Here is a 19069-nt window from a genome sequence, read left to right as displayed (position 1 = left end):
AAAGATTGTCCGGCGTTTGCGATAGAATGCCCCCCCTGTTCGCCGTGGCCATGCCCACGGACGGGCACCGGCACTCGAAGCGGCGCGCGCCGCGCTCGCGGTCCACCGTTCCCATGTCGATGCCGGCGATCTCCCTGCCGTTGGAAACACAAGTTCTGTAATTTGGATTGCTAATGAAGAAGAAGCACAACATCACCAAGTACATCGTCATCGCGATGGTGCTTGGCATTGCCGTGGGCTACGCCTGTCATAGCGCGTTTCCCGACCCGAAAATGGCCAAGGAAGTCGCCGGCTACGTGTCGCTGCTGTCCGACGTGTTCCTGCGGCTGATCAAGATGATCATCGCGCCGCTGGTGTTCGCGACGCTGACGGTCGGCATCGCGCAGATGGGCGACAGCGGGTCGGTCGGCCGCGTGGGCGTGAAGGCGTTCGGCTGGTTCTTCATCGCGTCGTTCACGTCGCTGGTGCTCGGCCTCGTGACCGCGACGATCCTGAAGCCGGGCAGCCACCTGAGCCTGCCGTTGCCTGCCGCCGACGCGGCGCTGAACCTGAAGACGGGCGCATTCACGCTGAAGGACTTCGTCGTCCACCTGGTGCCGAAATCGATCGCCGAGGCGATGGCGAACAACGAGATCCTGCAGATCGTCGTGTTCTCGATCTTCTTCGGTACCGCGCTGTCCGCGCTTGGTGACGCCGGGAAGCGCCTGACCGGCGTGATCGACGATCTCGCGCAGGTCATGCTGAAGGTGACGGGCGCGGTGATGTGGTTCGCGCCGGTCGCCGTGTTTGCCGCGCTGGCGTCGACGATCACGACGGAAGGGCTCGGCATCCTGCTCACGTTCGCGAAGTTCATGGCGAGCTTCTATCTGGCGCTTGCGCTGCTGTGGGGCGTGCTGACGCTCGCCGGCGTGGCGTTCCTCGGCAAGCGCGCGTTCACGCTGATTCGCCTGATTCGCGAGCCGTTCCTGCTGTCGTTCGCGACGGCGAGTTCCGAAGCCGCGTATCCGAAGCTGCTCGACGCGCTCGACCGGTTCGGCGTGAATCGCAGGATCTCCAGCTTCGTGCTGCCGATCGGGTACTCGTTCAACCTCGACGGCTCGATGATGTACTGCACGTTCGCGGTGCTCTTCATCTCGCAGGTGTACGGGATCGACCTGCCGCTCGGTACGCAGATCACGATGCTGCTGATGCTGATGGTGACGTCGAAGGGGATGGCGGGCGTGCCGCGCGCGTCGCTCGTCGTGATCGCGGCGACGCTCAACCAGTTCCATCTGCCGGAAGCCGGGCTGCTGCTGATCATGGGCGTCGACATGTTCCTCGACATGGGGCGCTCGGCGACCAACGCCGTCGGCAATTCGATCGCGGCTGCGGTGGTCGCGAAGTGGGAAGGCCAGCTCGGCGAACCGCGCGCCGACTCGGATTCGGACGGCGGTGGCGAAATTGAGCAGGTGAAGGTACGGGAGACGGCGACGTCGGCGTGATTACCCTGTTGTAAATGATATGCGCCGGCCCGGATTCGACACGGACTCGGGCCGGCGCAATACCCGCCAGCGGTCATTCCTTTACCCGTTTTTACCCGTATCCGGCGATTGTCCCGATTCGCCGAAAAACCTTCCGCCATTGCCGATACGCGGCATTCGAAACCGCGGCGATATTCCCGCCATCGAAAGCTGCACTGCCCCGATAGCACACGCGAACGCTTAAGTGGTCGTTCACTCTCGCGCAGTCGTACGCCCGGCCGGCGCGAGCAGCGCGCAATTTTTTTCGATTTATATGACGCTATTCTCGGCGTTGCCGATTATCGAGCGCACGCGCGATGTAATACCGACTGCACCGGGTGATTTAGCGGAAGTATTTACGCATTGCCGATTTTCAAACCACCCGGCTGCCCCCTCACGTGAATGACTCCACCATTCAGGAGAGCATCAGCCATGGTCGCCAGAAAATCGATTCAGGCCGTGCTGCTCGCCGCCGCGGTCGCCGCGATCGCGCCGGCCGCAAACGCGGGTAACACCACCGACTGGATCGCGAATACCTACGGCACGCTCGCCGCGCACGTCGGCAACGTCGCGCGCTCGATGTGGGTCGCGCCCGAAGGCGTGATCTACACGGCGTCAATGTGGGACGAGGACGAGGGCGGTGTCGCGATCTACCAGAACGGCAAGAGCGTCGGTTCGATCGGCACGCATTCCGAGTTCCAGGGCAGTGCGATCACGGGCAATGCGACGTCGCTGTTCGTCGCGCTGCAGCCCGGCAGCGGATACGGCAGCGGCGCGGTCGGGCGCTACAACCGTGCCACGCGGTTTCGCGACAAGCTGATTCAGGTCACCGCGGCGACCAACCAGCCGCGCATCGACGTCGTCACCGGGCTCGCCACGGCCGGCTCGCTGCTCTATGCGAGCGATTTCTACGGCAATCGCGTGCGGGTGTTCACGACCGACGGCGTGTGGCAGCGTGACATCGGCGTGTCGGCACCCGGCGCGCTCGCGGTCGACGGTGCGGGGAACATCTGGGTCGCGCAGAAGAGCGCAGGCTCGGTCGTCGAATTCAGTCCGGCCGGCGCGCTGCTGAACACGATCCGGCTGGCCGCCGGGTCGCAGCCGTCGGCGCTCTATTTCGATGCGGCGGCGGGGCAGCTGATGATCGGCGACGAAGGCCCCGACATGAACATCAAGCGCTATTCCGTCTCGGGCCGACCCGCGCTGGCCGGCACGTTCGGCGTGCCCGGCGGCTATCTCGACACGACGACGGGTATCAAGGGGCAGGTCGGCGCGAAGCGCTTCACCCGCATCGCCGGCATCGGCAAGGATACGGGCGGCAACCTGTATGTGCTCAACAACCCGTGGGGCGGCAGCTGGGATCTCGGCCGCAACGGCGCGACCGACATTCACGCTTACAGCAGCGCCGGCAGCCTGCGGTGGACGCTGCAGTCGCTCAACTTCGAGGGCATCGCCGCACCGGATCCGGTCACCGACGGCGCGCTGTTCTACAGCGGCACGCACGTCTATAGTGGCACCGCGGGCGGCACCTTCGTCGCGAACACCGTCGATCCGTTCACGTATCCGTCGGACCCGCGCATCAACATGAGCGATACCCAGCGCGACGAGCACTTCGGGCTGCTGACGTCCGTTGGCGCGAACCGGATCCTCGTTGCAGCGGGGCAGAATCCGCCGGTCTACTACTTCTTCCACTTCAACGCGGCCAACGGCTACGTCGCGATTCCGGACGGATCGATCCCCGGGCCCGCGTTCAACACGACCCGGCGCGTGTCGGCCGGCTTCAGCCTCGACAGCAAGGGCGGCGTCTGGGCCGGCCTCGACAAGACCGGCGCCATTTATCACTATCCGCTGAACGGTTTCGACGCGAGCGGCAAGCCTTCGTGGGGGGCGGGCGTACCCACGCCCGTGCCAGCCAGCATCCAGCCGCTGACGCGCATCGTCTATCTCGCCGACAGCGACACGATGGTGCTCGCGCAGGGTGTGGTCGGGAGTACCGACTGGACGTCGATCGGCACGCGCATTGAGGTGTATCACGGCTGGAACGCCGGCAACACGACGAAGCCGAATCCGGTCATCACGCTGCCGCATAGCGGCGCGAAGTCGATCGACGCGGCCGGCAACCATCTGTTCGTCGGCTACTGGTTCAGCAGCAGCGGGCCGCTGTGGCCGAACATCGACGCATTCAACCTCGACACCGGCAATCTCGACACGACGCTCGTCAACGCGAGCCCCGCGACCGTGGATACCAGCAGCGCGATCGACGCGATGTACAGCGTGCGCGCGTATCGCCGCTCGAACGGAGAATACGTGGTGACGAAGAACAACGTGAAGGGGAACAGCATCACCGTCTATCGGTGGACGCCTTGATGGGCGAGGCGCGGCACGCCACGGTTCAGGCGCGCCAGATCAGGCTCGCGCTCGTCTCCGTTTCCGACGCGAGGGTGAAGCCGAGCCGCTCGTAGAGGCGCCGCGCCGGGTTGCCGCGCAGCACGCCGAGCGATACGGGCACGTGCTCGCGTGCGGCTTCGATCAGCAGCTCGCGCAGCACGGCTTCGCCGATGCCTTGTCGCTGTCGCGACGGGAGGATCTGGATCTGGTGAACGTGCCATTCGTCGGCGGAGCGCGTGACCTTCAGCAAACCGATTGCATCGGCGCCGTGGCAGACGATCATCGCGTCCTCGAAGTTCGAGCGGATGCGTTGATCGTGCGCCTTGTCGTCGGTGGGTGCGCCGACGCGTTGCAGATGCTCGGTCATCGTGAGTCGGCGGAGCCTCAGCAGGAAGGGCAGGTCGGCGGCGGTCGCCGGGCGCAGGCAAATGGCAGGGGGCATGGTCGAGGAGCGATCGCGGGTGGATTCCATGGCGCGAAGCGAATGATCCACGAACGCGGTATGGCGGTCAAAGGCCGGGCAGCCGGCATTGTCATGACGGTCGACAGAAAGCCTGCATCAACCGACGGCGGCCGGTTGACGCGCTCGGGTGAACGGCCTGACTGCCCGGTAGGCCGCCGACATTCGCGCCGGCGCGACGAGGCTGTGCGGCTCGTGGAACCGCAGCGCCTCGACCGATACGCCGAGCCGCGCGGCTGCCGCCGAAGCGCTCGGGCGCAGGGTGGGCGTGCTCATTCGGCGCCTCAGTTTGCTGTCGATTCGTGAAGCAAGTGTTCGCTGGATAACCCGAAGAACACCCCGCGCATGCGCGTCATTGTGCGGCGTGCGCGCGCCGCCGAGATACGGCAGGAACGACGGCGCCCGGGCGGGTTCGCGTCGTTGCCGGGTTGGCATTCATCGCCGGCTTTTGTAAAGAAGCCACGGCAGCGCGATCGAACGACGCGTGCCGGCTCAACAGGCACGCGTCGTCACACTCAAATGCGACCCAGCAGCACCAGTATCACGACGATGACGACGATCAGCCCGACCGAGCCCGATGGCCAGTAGCCCCAGCTTCGGCTGTGCGGCCACGCCGGAAATGCTCCGATGAGCAGCAGAATCAGAACGATGATAAGGATCGTACCGAGCATCGCACCCCTCCTGAACGTGGTGACATGACGGTGGCTCCTGCCGCAATTCGCGTGCCGCGGCGGGGAGTCGGGCGAAAGCCGGCACAAGCGCGCTGTATGAATACGTGGAATTCATGCGATGAATAGTGGGCGATTCAGAAAATAAATTTCAAAAATGCGACCCCGGTCGCTATGCTGGGCCTTCGGTTTCCCCTCAAGCGGGCACGCAATGGCTGAACTTTTTCTGGTGCGGCACGGGCAGGCGTCGTTCGGCACGGACGATTACGACCGGCTGTCCGCGGCCGGTGAGCAGCAGGGCGTCTGGCTCGGCGAATACTTCGCGCAGCAGGGCCTGACGTTCGACCGGGTGATCTGCGGCACGATGAACCGGCATGCGCAGACTGTCGATGCGATCCTGCGCGGGATGGGCGGCGAAGGCACGCAGGTCGACCGCCATCCCGGCCTGAACGAATACGACTTCCACGGGCTGTTCGCGGCCGCGGCGAGCGACTATCCGGAGATCGCGCGGCTCGCGGCCGGCTCGATGAAGGAGCACTTTCGCGCGCTGCGGCAGGTGCTGCACCTGTGGTCCGACGACAAGCTGGGCGACACCGCGCCCGAAACCTGGGCGCATTTCCAGCAACGCGTCGCCGACGCCCGCGCCGCGATCCGCGAGGGCGGTAGTCAGCGCGTGCTCGCGGTGAGTTCCGGCGGCCCGATTGCAGTGACCGTGCAGCAGGTGCTCGCGGCACCGCCGTCGAGCGCGATCGCGCTGAACCTGCAGATCCGCAACAGCAGTCTTTCGCAGTTTTTCTTCAACGCCGAAGCGTTCCACCTGGCGTCGTTCAACGGCATACCACATCTCGAGGATACCGAACGACATGCGTGGCGCACCTACGGCTGACCCTACGAACGATCGCGACGATGACGAACCCTTCCCAGCCCCTCGACGTAGCTCGCCTCACGCGCTATCTGGAAGCGCACGTGCCGGGTTTCGAAGGCCCGCTCGACATGGAGAAGTTTGCCGGCGGCCAGTCGAACCCGACCTTCCTGCTGCATGCGAAGAGCGGTCGCTACGTGCTGCGCCGCCAGCCGCCCGGCGAGTTGTTGAAATCCGCGCATGCGGTCGATCGCGAATTCCGCGTGCTGAGCGCGCTGTCGGGCACCGCCGTGCCGGTCGCGCGTCCGTATCACCTCTGCGAAGACCGCGACGTGATCGGCAGCCTGTTCTACGTGATGAGCTTCGAGGACGGCCGGATCTTCTGGGATCCGGCATTGCCGGAGTTGCCGAAGGCCGATCGTGCGATCTGCTACGACGCGCTGCTGCGCACGCTGGCCGCCCTGCACGACGTGGACGTCGACGCGGTGGGCCTCGCCGACTTCGGGCGCCCCGGCAACTACTTCGAGCGCCAGATCGGCGTGTGGACGAAGCAATATCGCGCGGCGGAAACGGAGCGCCTCGACGCAATGGAGACGCTGATCGACTGGCTGCCGAAGGCCTGCCCTGAGGACACCGGCCGGCCCGCGCTGGTGCACGGTGATTTCCGGATCGACAACCTGATGTTCGCGCGCGACGACTATCGCGTGCAGGCCGTGCTCGACTGGGAACTGTCGACGCTCGGCAATCCGCTCGCCGATCTCGCGTATTTCTGCATGTGCCTGCGGCTGCCGCCGGGCGACCAGGTGCGCGGGCTCGCGGGCCAGGATCGTGCCGAACTCGGCATTCCCGACGAAGCGGCGATCGTCGCGCGCTACTGCGAACTGCGCGGGATCGAGCCGATCCGCGACTGGCATTTCTATCTCGCGTTCAGTTTCTTCCGGCTCGCGTCGATCGCGCAGGGCGTGAAGGCGCGCGCGCTGCAGGGCAACGCGTCGAGCGAGCAGGCGCTGCGCGTGGGCGCGATGGCTGGCCGGCTGGCCGAAATGGCGGTCGACGTGATCGGCGCGCATCGCTGACATCGCGGACATCGCGGACATCGCGGACATCGCGGACATCGTCGCGCGGCCGCACGAAAAACATCAATGGAGGAGCACAGCAACATGGCAACGAATCTGTTCGATCTGACGGGGAAGATCGCGCTGGTGACCGGCGCGAGCCGCGGCATCGGCGAGGAAATCGCGAAGCTGCTCGCGGAGCAGGGCGCGCACGTGATCGTGTCGAGCCGCAAGCTCGACGACTGCCAGGCGGTCGCGGACGCGATCGTCGCGGCGGGCGGCCGCGCCGAAGCGCTGGCCTGTCACGTCGGGCGGCTGGAGGACATCGCCGCGACGTTCGAATCGATCCGCGGCAAGCATGGCCGGCTCGACATCCTCGTGAACAACGCGGCCGCGAATCCGTATTTCGGGCACATCCTCGATACCGATCTCGCCGCGTATGAAAAGACCGTCGACGTGAACATCCGCGGCTACTTCTTCATGTCGGTCGAGGCCGGCAAGATGATGAAGGCGCAGGGCGGCGGCGCGATCGTCAACACCGCGTCGGTGAACGCGCTGCAGCCGGGCGACCGTCAGGGCATCTACTCGATCACGAAGGCCGCGGTCGTCAACATGACGAAGGCGTTCGCGAAGGAATGCGGGCCGTTCGGCATCCGCGTGAACGCGCTGCTGCCGGGCCTCACGAAGACGAAGTTCGCGGGCGCGCTGTTCGCCGACAAGGACATCTACGACACCTGGATGGCGAAGATTCCGCTGCGCCGCCACGCGGAGCCTCGCGAGATGGCTGGCACCGTGCTGTATCTCGTGTCGGACGCGGCGAGCTACACGAACGGCGAGTGCATCGTCGTCGACGGCGGCCTGACGATCTGAGCGCGCGATGAAACTCGACAGCTACGCCGGGCAGGCCGTGATGATCACCGGCGCCGCGAGCGGCTTCGGCGCGCTGCTCGCGAGCGAGCTGGCCGCGATGGGCGCGCGGCTCGCGCTCGGCGACCTGAACGAGGCGGCGCTCGAACGCGTGGCCGCGCCGCTACTGGCGGCCGGCGCCGACGTGATCGCGCAGCGCTGCGACGTGCGCATCGAAGCAGAGGTCGCTGCGTTGGTGAAGGCGGCGGTCGAGCGCTTCGGCCGGCTCGACGTCGGCATCAACAACGCGGGCATCGCGCCGCCGCTGAAGGCGCTGATCGATACCGAGGAAGCGGATCTCGATCTGAGCTTCGCGGTGAACGCGAAGGGCGTGTTCTTCGGGATGAAGCACCAGATTCGCCAGATGCTCGCGCAGCGCGAAGGCGTGATCCTCAACGTCGCGTCGATGGCCGGGCTCGGCGGCGCACCGAAGCTGGCCGCGTACGCGGCGTCGAAACACGCCGTGGTCGGGCTCACGAAGACGGCCGCGCTCGAATACGCGCGGCATGGCATTCGTGTGAACGCGGTGTGCCCGTTCTACAGCACGACGCCGATGGTGACCGACAGCGACATCGGCGATCGCCAGGATTTTCTCGCACAGGGCTCGCCGATGAAACGGCTCGGCCGTCCCGAGGAAATCGTCGCGACGATGCTCACGCTGTGCGCCAAGGAAAACACCTATCTGACCGGGCAGGCCGTCGCCGTCGACGGCGGTGTCTCGGCCTTCTGAGCGAAACGAACGGAACAACGGAATCTCGAGGAGTCGATCATGGACTTTGGCTACACCCCGAAAGTGGAAGAACTGCGCGAACGCGTGCGTGCGTTCATGGACGCGCACATCGTGCCGCGCATCCGTCAGTGGAACGAGGAAGTGCATGCGGGGCAGTATCCCGTGTCGTTCATGGAGGCGCTGAAGGAGCGCGCGAAGGCCGAAGGGCTGTGGAACCTGTTCCTGCCGCACCTGAAGGAGGACGAGCCGGGCACCGGGCTGACGAACCTCGAATACGCGCCGCTCGCCGAGATCATGGGGCGCGTGGGCTGGGCGTCGGAGGTGTTCAACTGCAACGCGCCGGACACCGGCAACATGGAGCTGCTGCACATGTTCGCGACGCCCGAGCAGCGCGAACAGTGGCTGCTGCCGCTCTTGCGCGGCGAGATCCGTTCGGCGTTCGCGATGACGGAGCCCGACGTCGCGTCGTCGGACGCGACCAACATCACGACCCGCATCGAGCGCGTGGGCGACGAATACGTGATCAACGGCCGCAAGTGGTTCATCACGAACGCCGCGCATCCGAACTGCCGGATCTTCATCGTGATGGGCAAGACCGATCCCGACGCGGAATCGCACCAGCAGCAGAGCATGATCCTGGTGCCGCGCGACACGCCGGGCGTGACGGTCGTGCGCAACATCACGGTGGTCAATCACTATGCGCCAGAAGGGCACTGCGAGATCACGTTCGACAACGTGCGCGTGCCGGCGCGCAACCTCCTCGGCGAGGAAGGCAGCGGTTTCGCGCTCGCACAGGCGCGCCTCGGGCCGGGCCGGATTCACCACTGCATGCGTTCGATCGGCGCGGCCGAGCTCGCGCTGGAACTGATGATCGACCGCGCGCAGTCGCGCGAGGCGTTCGGCAAGCCGCTGAACCGGCACGGCACGATCGGCGAATGGATCGCGCGCTCGCGCATCGAGATCGACCAGGCGCGCCTCCTGGTGCTGAAGGCCGCATGGATGATCGACAAGGTCGGCGCGAAGGCGGCGCGCAAGGAAATCTCGATGATCAAGGCGCTCGTGCCGACCGTATACACGGACGTGTGCGACCGCGCGATGCAGGTGTTCGGCGCGATGGGCCTGAGCCCCGACACGCCGCTCGCCGATCTGTGGACCTGGGGCCGCGCACTGCGCTTCGCGGACGGCCCGGACGAGGTGCACCTGCAGGCGATCGCGCGCATGGAGATCAAGGACGCCGTGCGCGGTTCGACCGAGCCGTACCTGACGCGGCCGCCGCGCGGCTGAGCCGCGCGCCGCGCGGGGACGCGACGTGGAGGAGCGGTAGACGCACGCCGTATTAAGATGCCGGCAAGGAGATCCGGCGATGCGTCTTTCGAAGATTGATCTGAACCTGTTCGTCGTATTCGAGGCGATCTACAACAAGCGCAACCTGACGCGCGCGGCCGAGGTGCTGAACCTCACGCAGCCGGCCGTCAGCAACGCGCTGGCGCGGTTGCGCAAGACGCTGAACGACCCGCTGTTCGTCAGCACGCCGGCCGGGATGATGCCGACGCCGATGGCCGAGAACATCGTCGGCCGCGTGCGCGAGGCGCTGCAGCTGCTCGATTCGAGCGCGCACGAAGGCGACGTTTTCGATCCCGCTTCGTCCGAGCGCGTGTTCCGGCTCAGCATGAGCGACCTGACCGAGGCGCTGCTGCTGCCCGCGCTCGGTGAACTGCTGCAGACGCATGCGCCCGGCATGCACGTGCGCAGCTACACGATGGACCGCCGCGAAGTGGCGACCGCGCTCGCGAACGGCTCCGTCGACATCGCGATCGACGCGCCGCTGATCGGCGACCCGCACCTGCATCAGGCGCTGCTCGTGCGCGACCGCTACGCATGCATGATCCGCGACGATCACCCGTTCAAGGGCGACGCGCTGACCATGGACGACTACCTGTCGATGGGGCACATCCACGTGTCGAGCCGCCGCAAGGGCAGCGGGCACGTCGATGCGGAGCTGACGCGGCTCGGGCTGCGCCGCAACATCCAGATGCGGGTGCAGCACTACATGGTCGCGCCGCTGATCGCGATGCGCGGCGATCTCGCGCTGACGGCGCCGCTCAGGCTGCTGCAGCGTTACCCGGCGCGGATTCTCGAGCTGCCGTTCGAGATGCCGGGGCTCGAATACTTCTGCTACTGGCACCGCAGCGCCGATCAGGATCAGGGCAGTCGGTGGCTGCGTGAGCAGTTGATGATGCTGATGGGCGGGATCGGCGAGCCGCAGTGAAGGGCGCGGCGTGCGCATCGCGCGTTTGCCCGCGCTTGCCGGCTCAATACGAATCCTCGTCGAAGCGCGACGATGCGCTCCGGCGCTTCATGTCCTTCAGCCAGCTCCTGACCTGATCCGGATCCTCGAACTCGCGCAGCGCGACGGCCAGGTCCTGGTTGCTGCGCTGCATGCCGGCGATGTCGCGCGCGAGCATGCGCAGGACCGTATCGGGCGCGACCTTGTTCGACGACGCGATGCCGTAGGTCCGCCGGAAATCGTTCTCGACGTGCACGATCTCCTGATCGAGTTCGCGCAGTTGTTCCTCCAGGATGCCGTTGTAGCGCGTGAGCCGCGCTTCGCTGAGGCCGTCGATCGCGCGCCGGTCGATCTGTTCGATCTCCAGCTGCAGTTCCAGCAGCTGCAGCAGGTTGCCCTTCTCGTAAGCGCGGTTGACCCGCTGCATCAGCACGGTCTTGCGTTGTTGTTCCAGCGGATCGGTTTCGCGATCGGGATGCAGCGCGCTCGCGAGCTTGCGATAGATCTCGCGGATCGACTTGCTCGATTCGGCCTGCTCGGCTTCGACGCGGGCCTGCGCGGCCGATTGCTTCGGCGCTTTCTTGCGCTTCGCGCGCTGGGCCTCGCGGGCCGCGTGAGCGGCCATGTCGCGCTCGAACTGTGCGTCGAGTTCGGCTTGCATCCGTTCGGCCAGCTCGTCCGGCGACAGTGAGTCCAGATCGTCAGCAGGTTGCGATTGCGGTTGGGGCTCCCGCGCCGGTTCCGTTGGCTCGGGCTCGGCCGCTGCGTTGCCGACGTGCCCGGATTCGGCGTGCCGGTTGTAAATGATCTTCAGCGCCGCGTCGTCGCTCACATTCAGCAAATCGCGCGCCATGTCGGCGATCAGGTCGGACAGCGTGCGCTGTTCGGCCTTGCTCAAGCCTTTCTGCAGAAACGTGTCGTCGAGCAGATGAATCAGCCGGATCCGCAGCGCCGTCGCTTCCTGTTCGAGCGGCAACAGCGCGTCGACGAATTTCTTCTGGAACGCCGGCATCACGGCTTCCCACGCGCCGAGCCGCTCGCGCCGCTTTTCGATGTGCTTGACGAGCGTATTGAACGTTTTCTGGGCTTTCGACAGGCTGGCTGTCTCGTGACCGGGCGCGATGGCGACCGCGGCACCGCGACGTGCGGTCATGGTGAATGTCCTCCGGCCGCGGCGGGGGGCGCGGCAGGCCGGTATTTTAGCCGGACGGACGCACTCCTTCCGGCGTGCGGCGTTACAGCACGGCCATCGATTCCGTCATGTTCTGCTTCATGTAGTCGAGGAAGCGCTTCTGGAACAGCATCGTGTGCTCGTGCGCGGCGCGCTCGGAGGCGTCGGCATCGCGTCGCGCGATCGCGTCGATCAGTTCGTCGTGGTCGCGCCCGAGTTTCGCAGCCGTCGGCGAACTTACGGTGAAGTCGCACGCTGCCGTCGCGGCGAGCGCCTACGGTATCGCGGTGTCGGCCGGCGCGCGGGCCGGCCTGAATGCCGATCGAGGCGTGCGCAACCCGAGACTCAACAGGATGCGAAGCGGTTGCAAACGCAACCGTATGAAGATATCGGCGAGCGCAGTACTGCGTGTCGTCAGTCGCCGAACAACTGCCCCTGCCCGGAAATCACGCGTTCGAAATCGTCGCGCAGGAACGGCAGGATCGCATCGGCGACCGGCTGCAACTGACGGCTCACGTAGAACGCGTAGTCGATCGGCGAGCGCATCGTCTCGAGCGGCTCCGGGCCGGCCGTCGTCATCACGTAGCTGATCCAGCCGCCGCGCTGGTACTGCAGCGGCCGGCCGCGCGCCTGGTTGAATTCGTCGGCGATCCGCGCGGCGCGCACGTGCGGCGGCACGTTGCGCTGGTATTCGCTCAACGGCCGGCGCACGCGCTTGCGATAGATGAGTTGCGCGTCGTATTCGCCGGCGAGCGTGCGGCGCACGTAGTCGCGAATGAAGTCCTGATACGGTTCGCGCTTGAACACGCGCCGGTAGAGCTCGCGCTGGAATGCCTGCGCGAGCGGCGTCCAGTCGGTGCGCACCGTTTCGAGCCCCTTGAACACGAGGTCCTCGCCGCCGTTCGCCGCGAGCGCGAGGCCCGCATAGCGCTTCTTGCTGCCTTCTTCTGCACCGCGCACGGTCGGCATCAGGAAGCGCCGGTAATGCCGCTCGTACTGCAGTTCGAGCGCGCTCTCCAGCCTGAAGCGGTCGCGCAGGTGCGCTTGCCACCAGCGGTTCACGTGCTCGACGAGCGCGCGGCCCTTGGCGGCGGCTGCGTCGTCGTCGTGCTCGCGCCCGAGCCAGACGAAGGTCGAATCGGTATCGCCGTAGATGACTTCGTAGCCCTGCGCCTCGATCAACTCGCGCGTGCGATGCATGATCTCGTGGCCGCGCATCGTGATCGACGACGCGAGGCGGGGATCGAAGAACCGGCAGCCGGTCGAGCCGAGCACGCCGTAGAACGAATTCATGATGATCTTCAGCGCCTGCGACAGCGGTGCGTTGCGCTGGCGTTTCGCTTCGTCGCGGCCTTCGGACACGCGCCGCACGATGTCGGGCAGGCAATGCGCGGTGCGCGAGAAGCGCGCGCCGAGAAAGCCCGGCACCGACGTGTCGTCGCCCGGATGCGCGAGCCCCTCGATCAACCCGGCCGGATCGATCAGGAACGTGCGGATGATCGACGGATAAAGGCTCTTGTAGTCGAACACGAGCACCGAGTCGTACAGGCCGGGCCGCGAATCCATCACGAAGCCGCCGGGACTGTTCTGGCCCGTCACGTCACCGAGGTTCGGCGCGACGTAGCCGAGCCGGTGCATGCGCGGCAGGTAAAGGTGCGTGAACGCGGCGACCGAGCCGCCGGTGCGATCGGCCGCGAGGCCCGTGACGGTGGCGCGTTCGAGCGCGAAGGACAGCAGGTCGGCCTTGTCGAAGATGCGCGTGACGAGTTCGCAATCCTTCAGGTTGTAGCGCGCGAGCGCGGGCCTGTCGTGATCGAAGCGGCGCTGGATCTCGTCCATCCGCTGATACGGATTGTCGATCGACTTGCCTTCGCCGAGCAGCGACTGCGACACGTATTCGAGGCTGAACGACGGAAACGTCCACGTCGCCGATTTCAGCATGTCGATGCCGTCGAGGATCAGGCGGCCGGCCGCGCCCGCGAAGAAATGGTCGGGCTGCTGGCCGTGCGCGCGCCACTCGAGCACGCTGCCGCCGCGGCCGAGCTTCAGCGGCGCGCCGTATTGTTCCGCATGCGCATGCAGGATGCGCAGGTCGAACTGCACGAGGTTCCAGCCGATCACCGCATCGGGATCGTATTCATCGAACCATTCGTTGAGGCGTGTGAGGATCTCGGCCCGGCTGTCACAGTAGTCGAGACGGAAGTCGACGGCCGACGCGTCGCCGTTCGGCGGGCCGAGCATGTAGACCTGCCGTTGTCCGCAGCCCTCGAGTGCGATCGAATAGAGCTCGCCGTGGACGCTCGTCTCGATGTCGAGCGACACGCAGCGCAGTGTCGGCCGATAGCCGGTCGCGGGTTTCAGTTCGGCGTCGGTCAGCGTGCCGTCGTGGCCGGCCGTGCCGCGAAACAGCACCGGTGCGGTAATGAAGCGCTCCATCGCGTAGCGGTCGGGCGGCTGCACGTCGGCTTCGTAGACGTCGACACCGGCCGCGGCGAGGCGTTTCTGGAGTCCGGACAGGTGGCGGTAGCGGCGGCAATAGAGGCCGGCCACCGCGCGCTGGCGGAAGTCGCGCAGCGCGAGCGGGCGCAGTTCGGCATCGCGTTCGCCGGCGAGCGTGCGTTCGGCGAGCGCCTGCTGCTCGACCGGCACGAACGCGACGGCTTCCTGCGGGCGCAGCCGCACGCGGCGCGGACCGTGTTCGGTTGCCAGCCAGAACTCGATCTCGATGCCGGATGCGGTGTCCCGCCAGTGGCGGGTGAGGATGAAACCTTGCTCGAACTCCGTCAAAACGCTTGCTCGTCGTGGATGCCCAGGCGGCGGATTTTAGCGCCTCTCGCGCGGTTCCCGCCGAAGGGCGGATCGATGGCATCAGGTGGCAGGAAGCCGCCGCGCGACCCGCCACGCAGCGCATCGACCGCGTGCGGCAGCCGGCGTCGCGTGCGGACCGGACGACGCGTGTGCGTCACGTATTCGCCGACCGGGCGTTTAGCGCCGATGCGGCATTCAAGCCGGCATCGGCGCGAAATTCCGCTTCAGGTGTTCCGCTCGCCGTGGCCGCTGATACAGATAGCCCTGCGCGTACTGAATCCCGACCGCATGCAGTGCGCGATGCTGCTCTTCCGTCTCCACGCCCTCGGCAATGATCTTCAGGCCGTAGTGGTGGGCGACCGCCGCGATTCCTTCGATCAGTTTCGCGTTGCCCGTCGTGAGCTGCGAGATGAACTGTCGGTCGATCTTCACGTAGTCGAAGGGAAAGCGCGACAGCATGTCGAGGTTGCTGTGATGCGTGCCGAAGTCGTCGATTGCGAACTTCGCGCCTTTCGCGCGCAGTGTGGCGAATATCTCGGTGGTGCGCGGATTCTTCTCGAGCAGGATGCGCTCGGTCACTTCGAGGACCAGCGTGCTGCCTTGTGGAAGCCTGCCGATCGTGTCTTCGACGACGGACACGAAGCGCGCGCGTTCAAGATCCTTCGGCGCGACGTTGATCGCGATGCGTAGCGGCACCGACGGCGCGAGTGCGGTCAGTTCCGATACGGCCCTCCGAAGCACGAACTCGGTCACCTTCGGCAGGACCGCACTTGATTCGACCTGCGGCACGAACACGGCCGGACTGATGGCCCCCCATTTCGGATGGTGCCAGCGCAGCAGCGCCTCGACGCCGACAGTCCTGCGCGTTTCGACTTCGATGATCGGCTGGTAGACGACATGAAATTCGTTGCGCTTCAGCGCATTGCGAACGGCCTTCAGCAACAGCCGGCGCGGCGCCATCGCGAGCAGGTACGTGGCCGCGACGAGGCCGTTGACCAGCAGCGCGATCGTCAGGCAGATGAGTCGGTAGCGCCGCTGCACCTGCGAAACGTAGGGTTCCGCCGAGCTGACGGAGACTGTGAATGGCCACGCGTTCGACGCAATCTTGCTGCCCGTGGCCGGCGCCGCGCTGAGTGACGGGACGAACGCACCATGCCGATCGATGCTTCCTGCGCCCTCGATCGACAGGGTGGCCGTTTCCGCCCCGAAGCGGGTTCCGTGCGCGAGCACGTCTGCCACATAGTCGCCTTCGACCAGATAAAGGACGCCGGAGTCGGGCGCGGTCGCGCGAAACGCCACCAGCACCGGAACGTCACGCTGAAACGGCGTTTGCCGAAGCAGCGTGATGGCCGTCATCCCCGGCGCTGGCGCGTGAATGTACGCGTCGAGCGGGACGTTGATCGCGCCCAGCGCCGACGAGCAGGTGACGCGACCGCTGTTCGCCAGCCCGACGGCCCGAAGATAGCGCAGGTGAGTGCCCACTTCGGCGAGCGTCCTGAAGATCGTCGTGCAGGGCCGCCCGACCAGCGCGTTCAACTCATCCGGATGCCGCGTGCGAATCCCGTCGAGGATGCGGTCGACCGATATCACGATGTCGTTCGCGACGTCGCTTTCGTGCCGTGCAATCGAGTCGCGCGCCAGACGCCCTGCAACGACGAGCGCCAGCACGAACACGAGGATGCAGACGATCAGGGCAACCGGGAAGACGATGTGCGACCACGCGCCGCTGCGCTGGAACGCGGGTTTCGGGCGCGGTGCGAGCGCGGATGGTCCTCGGGTCGTACTTGTTGTTGTGCGCATGTGAATGCAGGTCGAACCGGTCGATGAATTGGCGCGAGGCATTCGCCGTGCCTGGCCGGGGCACCGCGGCTCGCGCCCATATCGGGACGCAAATCGATTCTACGCTCGCGAAACGCACGAAGCGGCATCGCGGCGGGAGCACAGGATTCGAGGCGCTCTTTCGTAACATACATCGACAACGGATGTATGTCGGTATCGCACACCCAAAAAAAACCCGGCCGCATCGATGTGCAGCCGGGACAGAAGACACCGTCTCTTGGCACGAGGATGGTGCGCGGCAAGTATAAGGCGTGACACGCTCAATTACGAAATATTGCTAGCCAAAAAGTGGCGAAATATCGAGATTGATGCTTATAGAGAAATATTTGCATCGCGCGTCACATCTAGCGGCCGCGCTTCAGAAGTCGTTGCGCATCTTGTGAAGCAGGTCGCGAGGCGATTGATGCGTGTCCATGGCGGTGAGGACGTCGGTCAGGAACCACGGCAGGTTCAGTTGCGTATCGGAATCGCCGACGCAGATGCGGATCGGTGGCGCCTTCGACGCCGCGCGGGAGCCGGGCGCTGCGCCGGCGGACGTCGAGGACGGCACGCAGTTTCTCGCTTGCTGCGCAACCGGCGCGGTGGCATTGTCCGTGGCGGTGCCGGCGACCGCCGGCAAGCTGACGGCGGCAAGCAGGGTCAGGATGGCGAAAGGGGCGGCGCGTTTCATGCGATTCTCCGGCGATGCACGTTCGACACCGTCGGCGGGCCCGAGTTCGGCAGGTTGCCGATGCCGCACGCGTGACAACATCGGCATGTCCGACGCGGTCGAACGCGGTGCGTGAGTGGTCTCGCGCACCGGATCGATCATTCAAACGTCAAGAATCGTTTGGATCCCCCTCAGACGCTTGCGATGCTGAATGCGCTCATTTATCGTGCCGCCACGACGGCGCCGATACAGGGCGTCGAGCCAGTTCGCAAGGAGCATTCGTCATTACCGCATTCAATCGTCGCACGCATGTTCGTGCCTTTCTCGTCGCATCGGTCGCGTATTTCAACCTGTCACAGCCCGCGTCGGCGGCCTATACGGAATCGTGGATGAGCGACCACGACGTCAAGGAATACGCACACCAGGTCAAGCATTCACCCGTGGCAGCAAGCGGTGCGGCGGCCGTGAAGCCGGGGCGGCAACCCGGTTCTTGGCGGTCGAATGCGCCGGCCGCGGCGCATGCCGACGCGAAACCCGTGTCGAAGGCGCACGCGGCACCCGCGAAGACCCGCAAGGTCGAGCATGCGGTCGGCATCGATCCGAAGGCGCCCGTCGTTGCGAAGCCGAAGGCCGTGCGGGCGACGCACAAAAGCGTGGCCATTCAGCACTGACGTTGCACGCAGGCCGGCACGTATCGATAACCGAAGCGTTCGAGCATCACGGAGAAACCCATGTCGCTGATGGACCGCCTGCTGTCACGCGGCGTGCAGAACGGCACGTCGAGAAGGCGCGTGATCGTGCGTGTCTGGCTCGACGAGCACGGGCGTGTCCGCGATCTCAAGGTCAGGCGCAGTTGCGGCGACGCCGCGCTCGACGAGAAGGCGCTTCACGCGATTGCGGTCATGCGCTTCCCCGGCGGTCATCTTGGCTCGGGCGGGAAATCGGCGAAGCGCTGGCACGATCTCGATTACCCGGTGGACTGACGACGCGTCGAGGCTATCCGTCACAGCGCTTCAATCCCGTGTAATCGTAGAAGCGGCTTCCGGCGGCGAGCTTCTCGCCGTCGCACGCCGTCAGGAAATCCGTCTCGCGCTTGTTTTACAGCATCTTCACGATGACCCGCGCGCCGTTGCGATACACGTCCCGCGCGAGCCGGCCCGTATGCAGGTGCTCAGGTCAGTGCAGGCCTGCCGATGCGATCGAGCGCATCGTGTCGGTGATGCGCACGCAACGCGACAGGCCGAACGTCTCGGCTTCGCGGCGTTCCGGTTCGCTGCTCGCGACGGCCACCGCGCGCTCGGGCGGCACGCCCAGCGCCTGCAGCGCGATGTCGAACGGATGCTGGCTTGATACGGAGTCCTGCTGATTGGCGTCGGTCACGACGACCGAGAAGCGGTCGAGGTTCGCGCGGCCGAACTGGCCTTCGAACATGTCGCTGAGCCGGGCGGCAGGCAGCGTCGTGACGAGACCGAGTCGATATCCTTGCTCCGACGCGCTGTCGAGCCACTGGATGATCGCATCGCGCTGGTTGCGCGATTCGTGCGAATCCGGTGTCGCTTCGATCTGCGCGAATGCGGCGTCGAGACGGGTGACGATGGCTTCGATGACCACGGTGATTCCTCTCCTGAGACGTGACGATCCGTTCGCGGACGGGAATGCCCCACACCTTAGCGTCGATCCTGAAATTTCAACCAATTAATATTTATAGTCGACTCATACGATTCGACTAATGAGTGGGGCGGTGAGC

Annotated in this window: 18 protein-coding genes; 10 read left to right on the top strand and 8 right to left on the bottom strand. The window is 65.7% G+C overall.

Annotation, left to right across the window (positions count from 1 at the left end; all coding sequences use genetic code 11):
• The first annotated feature begins 173 nt into the window (after window positions 1-173).
• Window positions 174-1481: a dicarboxylate/amino acid:cation symporter gene (locus DIE11_RS24685; RefSeq protein WP_124627763.1), complete on the top strand. Its 1308-nt coding sequence runs from the start codon at window positions 174-176 to the stop codon at window positions 1479-1481.
• A gap of 450 nt (window positions 1482-1931) precedes the next feature.
• On the top strand, window positions 1932-3866 hold the full coding sequence (locus DIE11_RS24680) for an SMP-30/gluconolactonase/LRE family protein (RefSeq protein ID WP_124627761.1): 1935 nt from the start codon (window positions 1932-1934) through the stop codon (window positions 3864-3866).
• A 25-nt stretch (window positions 3867-3891) separates the two neighbouring features.
• Here DIE11_RS24680 and DIE11_RS24675 read toward each other — a convergent pair whose 3' ends face one another.
• The 3 genes from DIE11_RS24675 to DIE11_RS24670 all read right to left on the bottom strand — a co-directional run bounded on the left by DIE11_RS24675 (window position 3892) and on the right by DIE11_RS24670 (window position 5018).
• Window positions 3892-4329, bottom strand: a complete 438-nt coding sequence (locus DIE11_RS24675; RefSeq protein ID WP_124627822.1) for an N-acetyltransferase — start codon at window positions 4327-4329, stop codon at window positions 3892-3894.
• Window positions 4330-4446: 117 nt separating this feature from the next.
• The gene (locus DIE11_RS36540) at window positions 4447-4623 is read right to left on the bottom strand and encodes a hypothetical protein (protein ID WP_185633817.1); all 177 of its coding nucleotides are present in this window, start codon (window positions 4621-4623) and stop codon (window positions 4447-4449) included.
• Window positions 4624-4862: 239 nt separating this feature from the next.
• Window positions 4863-5018 (bottom strand): DUF3309 family protein, encoded by a 156-nt coding sequence (locus tag DIE11_RS24670; RefSeq protein WP_011881216.1) that lies wholly within the window; start codon window positions 5016-5018, stop codon window positions 4863-4865.
• A gap of 208 nt (window positions 5019-5226) precedes the next feature.
• On the opposite strand from DIE11_RS24670, the gene DIE11_RS24665 reads away from it, so the two are divergent.
• From DIE11_RS24665 to DIE11_RS24640, 6 genes are all read left to right on the top strand, one after another.
• Complete coding sequence (locus DIE11_RS24665; protein WP_124627759.1) at window positions 5227-5901, top strand: histidine phosphatase family protein; 675 nt, start codon at window positions 5227-5229, stop codon at window positions 5899-5901.
• Window positions 5902-5921: 20 nt separating this feature from the next.
• A complete protein-coding gene (locus tag DIE11_RS24660; protein ID WP_059604855.1) occupies window positions 5922-6953 on the top strand; it encodes a phosphotransferase in 1032 nt (343 codons plus the stop codon).
• A gap of 84 nt (window positions 6954-7037) precedes the next feature.
• Entirely contained in the window at window positions 7038-7802 is a 765-nt protein-coding gene (locus tag DIE11_RS24655) for an SDR family oxidoreductase (RefSeq protein ID WP_059605181.1), read from the top strand.
• Between the two features lie 7 nt (window positions 7803-7809).
• Entirely contained in the window at window positions 7810-8568 is a 759-nt protein-coding gene (locus DIE11_RS24650; RefSeq protein ID WP_059604859.1) for an SDR family NAD(P)-dependent oxidoreductase, read from the top strand.
• A gap of 39 nt (window positions 8569-8607) precedes the next feature.
• Complete coding sequence (locus DIE11_RS24645; RefSeq protein WP_124627757.1) at window positions 8608-9852, top strand: acyl-CoA dehydrogenase family protein; 1245 nt, start codon at window positions 8608-8610, stop codon at window positions 9850-9852.
• Window positions 9853-9931: 79 nt separating this feature from the next.
• Window positions 9932-10837, top strand: coding sequence for a LysR family transcriptional regulator (locus DIE11_RS24640; protein WP_059604864.1), 906 nt, complete (start codon window positions 9932-9934; stop codon window positions 10835-10837).
• Between the two features lie 43 nt (window positions 10838-10880).
• Here the strand turns inward: DIE11_RS24640 and DIE11_RS24635 are convergent, their stop codons facing one another.
• From DIE11_RS24635 to DIE11_RS24615, 4 genes are all read right to left on the bottom strand, one after another.
• Window positions 10881-12008: a molecular chaperone DnaJ gene (locus tag DIE11_RS24635; protein WP_124627755.1), complete on the bottom strand. Its 1128-nt coding sequence runs from the start codon at window positions 12006-12008 to the stop codon at window positions 10881-10883.
• A gap of 432 nt (window positions 12009-12440) precedes the next feature.
• The gene (locus tag DIE11_RS24625) at window positions 12441-14813 is read right to left on the bottom strand and encodes a DNA polymerase II (protein WP_124627753.1); all 2373 of its coding nucleotides are present in this window, start codon (window positions 14811-14813) and stop codon (window positions 12441-12443) included.
• Window positions 14814-15029: 216 nt separating this feature from the next.
• The gene (locus DIE11_RS24620) at window positions 15030-16676 is read right to left on the bottom strand and encodes an EAL domain-containing protein (RefSeq protein ID WP_124627751.1); all 1647 of its coding nucleotides are present in this window, start codon (window positions 16674-16676) and stop codon (window positions 15030-15032) included.
• A 355-nt stretch (window positions 16677-17031) separates the two neighbouring features.
• The gene (locus tag DIE11_RS24615) at window positions 17032-17343 is read right to left on the bottom strand and encodes a hypothetical protein (protein ID WP_059605184.1); all 312 of its coding nucleotides are present in this window, start codon (window positions 17341-17343) and stop codon (window positions 17032-17034) included.
• Between the two features lie 368 nt (window positions 17344-17711).
• On the opposite strand from DIE11_RS24615, the gene DIE11_RS24610 reads away from it, so the two are divergent.
• A complete protein-coding gene (locus tag DIE11_RS24610; protein WP_124627749.1) occupies window positions 17712-17993 on the top strand; it encodes a transcriptional regulator in 282 nt (93 codons plus the stop codon).
• Between the two features lie 60 nt (window positions 17994-18053).
• Complete coding sequence (locus tag DIE11_RS24605) at window positions 18054-18305, top strand: energy transducer TonB (protein ID WP_059447486.1); 252 nt, start codon at window positions 18054-18056, stop codon at window positions 18303-18305.
• Window positions 18306-18498: 193 nt separating this feature from the next.
• Here DIE11_RS24605 and DIE11_RS24600 read toward each other — a convergent pair whose 3' ends face one another.
• Window positions 18499-18933 (bottom strand): phosphatase, encoded by a 435-nt coding sequence (locus DIE11_RS24600; RefSeq protein ID WP_124627747.1) that lies wholly within the window; start codon window positions 18931-18933, stop codon window positions 18499-18501.
• Window positions 18934-19069 lie beyond the last annotated feature (136 nt).

Origin of the sequence: Burkholderia sp. Bp9012 (assembly GCF_003853825.1) — a bacterium.
Classification (GTDB): domain Bacteria; phylum Pseudomonadota; class Gammaproteobacteria; order Burkholderiales; family Burkholderiaceae; genus Burkholderia; species Burkholderia diffusa.
The sequence above is the reverse complement of the archived record's forward strand: the minus strand, read 5'-3'. Positions and strand labels throughout refer to the sequence as shown.

Coding starts and splice junctions, on each gene's coding strand:
- DIE11_RS24685 (WP_124627763.1), top strand. CDS start 174: ATGAAGAAGAAGCACAACATCACCAAGTACATCGTCATCGCGATGGTG.
- DIE11_RS24680 (WP_124627761.1), top strand. CDS start 1,932: ATGGTCGCCAGAAAATCGATTCAGGCCGTGCTGCTCGCCGCCGCGGTC.
- DIE11_RS24675 (WP_124627822.1), bottom strand. CDS start 4,329: ATGCCCCCTGCCATTTGCCTGCGCCCGGCGACCGCCGCCGACCTGCCC.
- DIE11_RS36540 (WP_185633817.1), bottom strand. CDS start 4,623: ATGAGCACGCCCACCCTGCGCCCGAGCGCTTCGGCGGCAGCCGCGCGG.
- DIE11_RS24670 (WP_011881216.1), bottom strand. CDS start 5,018: ATGCTCGGTACGATCCTTATCATCGTTCTGATTCTGCTGCTCATCGGA.
- DIE11_RS24665 (WP_124627759.1), top strand. CDS start 5,227: ATGGCTGAACTTTTTCTGGTGCGGCACGGGCAGGCGTCGTTCGGCACG.
- DIE11_RS24660 (WP_059604855.1), top strand. CDS start 5,922: ATGACGAACCCTTCCCAGCCCCTCGACGTAGCTCGCCTCACGCGCTAT.
- DIE11_RS24655 (WP_059605181.1), top strand. CDS start 7,038: ATGGCAACGAATCTGTTCGATCTGACGGGGAAGATCGCGCTGGTGACC.
- DIE11_RS24650 (WP_059604859.1), top strand. CDS start 7,810: ATGAAACTCGACAGCTACGCCGGGCAGGCCGTGATGATCACCGGCGCC.
- DIE11_RS24645 (WP_124627757.1), top strand. CDS start 8,608: ATGGACTTTGGCTACACCCCGAAAGTGGAAGAACTGCGCGAACGCGTG.
- DIE11_RS24640 (WP_059604864.1), top strand. CDS start 9,932: ATGCGTCTTTCGAAGATTGATCTGAACCTGTTCGTCGTATTCGAGGCG.
- DIE11_RS24635 (WP_124627755.1), bottom strand. CDS start 12,008: ATGACCGCACGTCGCGGTGCCGCGGTCGCCATCGCGCCCGGTCACGAG.
- DIE11_RS24620 (WP_124627751.1), bottom strand. CDS start 16,676: ATGCCTCGCGCCAATTCATCGACCGGTTCGACCTGCATTCACATGCGC.
- DIE11_RS24615 (WP_059605184.1), bottom strand. CDS start 17,343: ATGAAACGCGCCGCCCCTTTCGCCATCCTGACCCTGCTTGCCGCCGTC.
- DIE11_RS24610 (WP_124627749.1), top strand. CDS start 17,712: ATGAGCGACCACGACGTCAAGGAATACGCACACCAGGTCAAGCATTCA.
- DIE11_RS24605 (WP_059447486.1), top strand. CDS start 18,054: ATGTCGCTGATGGACCGCCTGCTGTCACGCGGCGTGCAGAACGGCACG.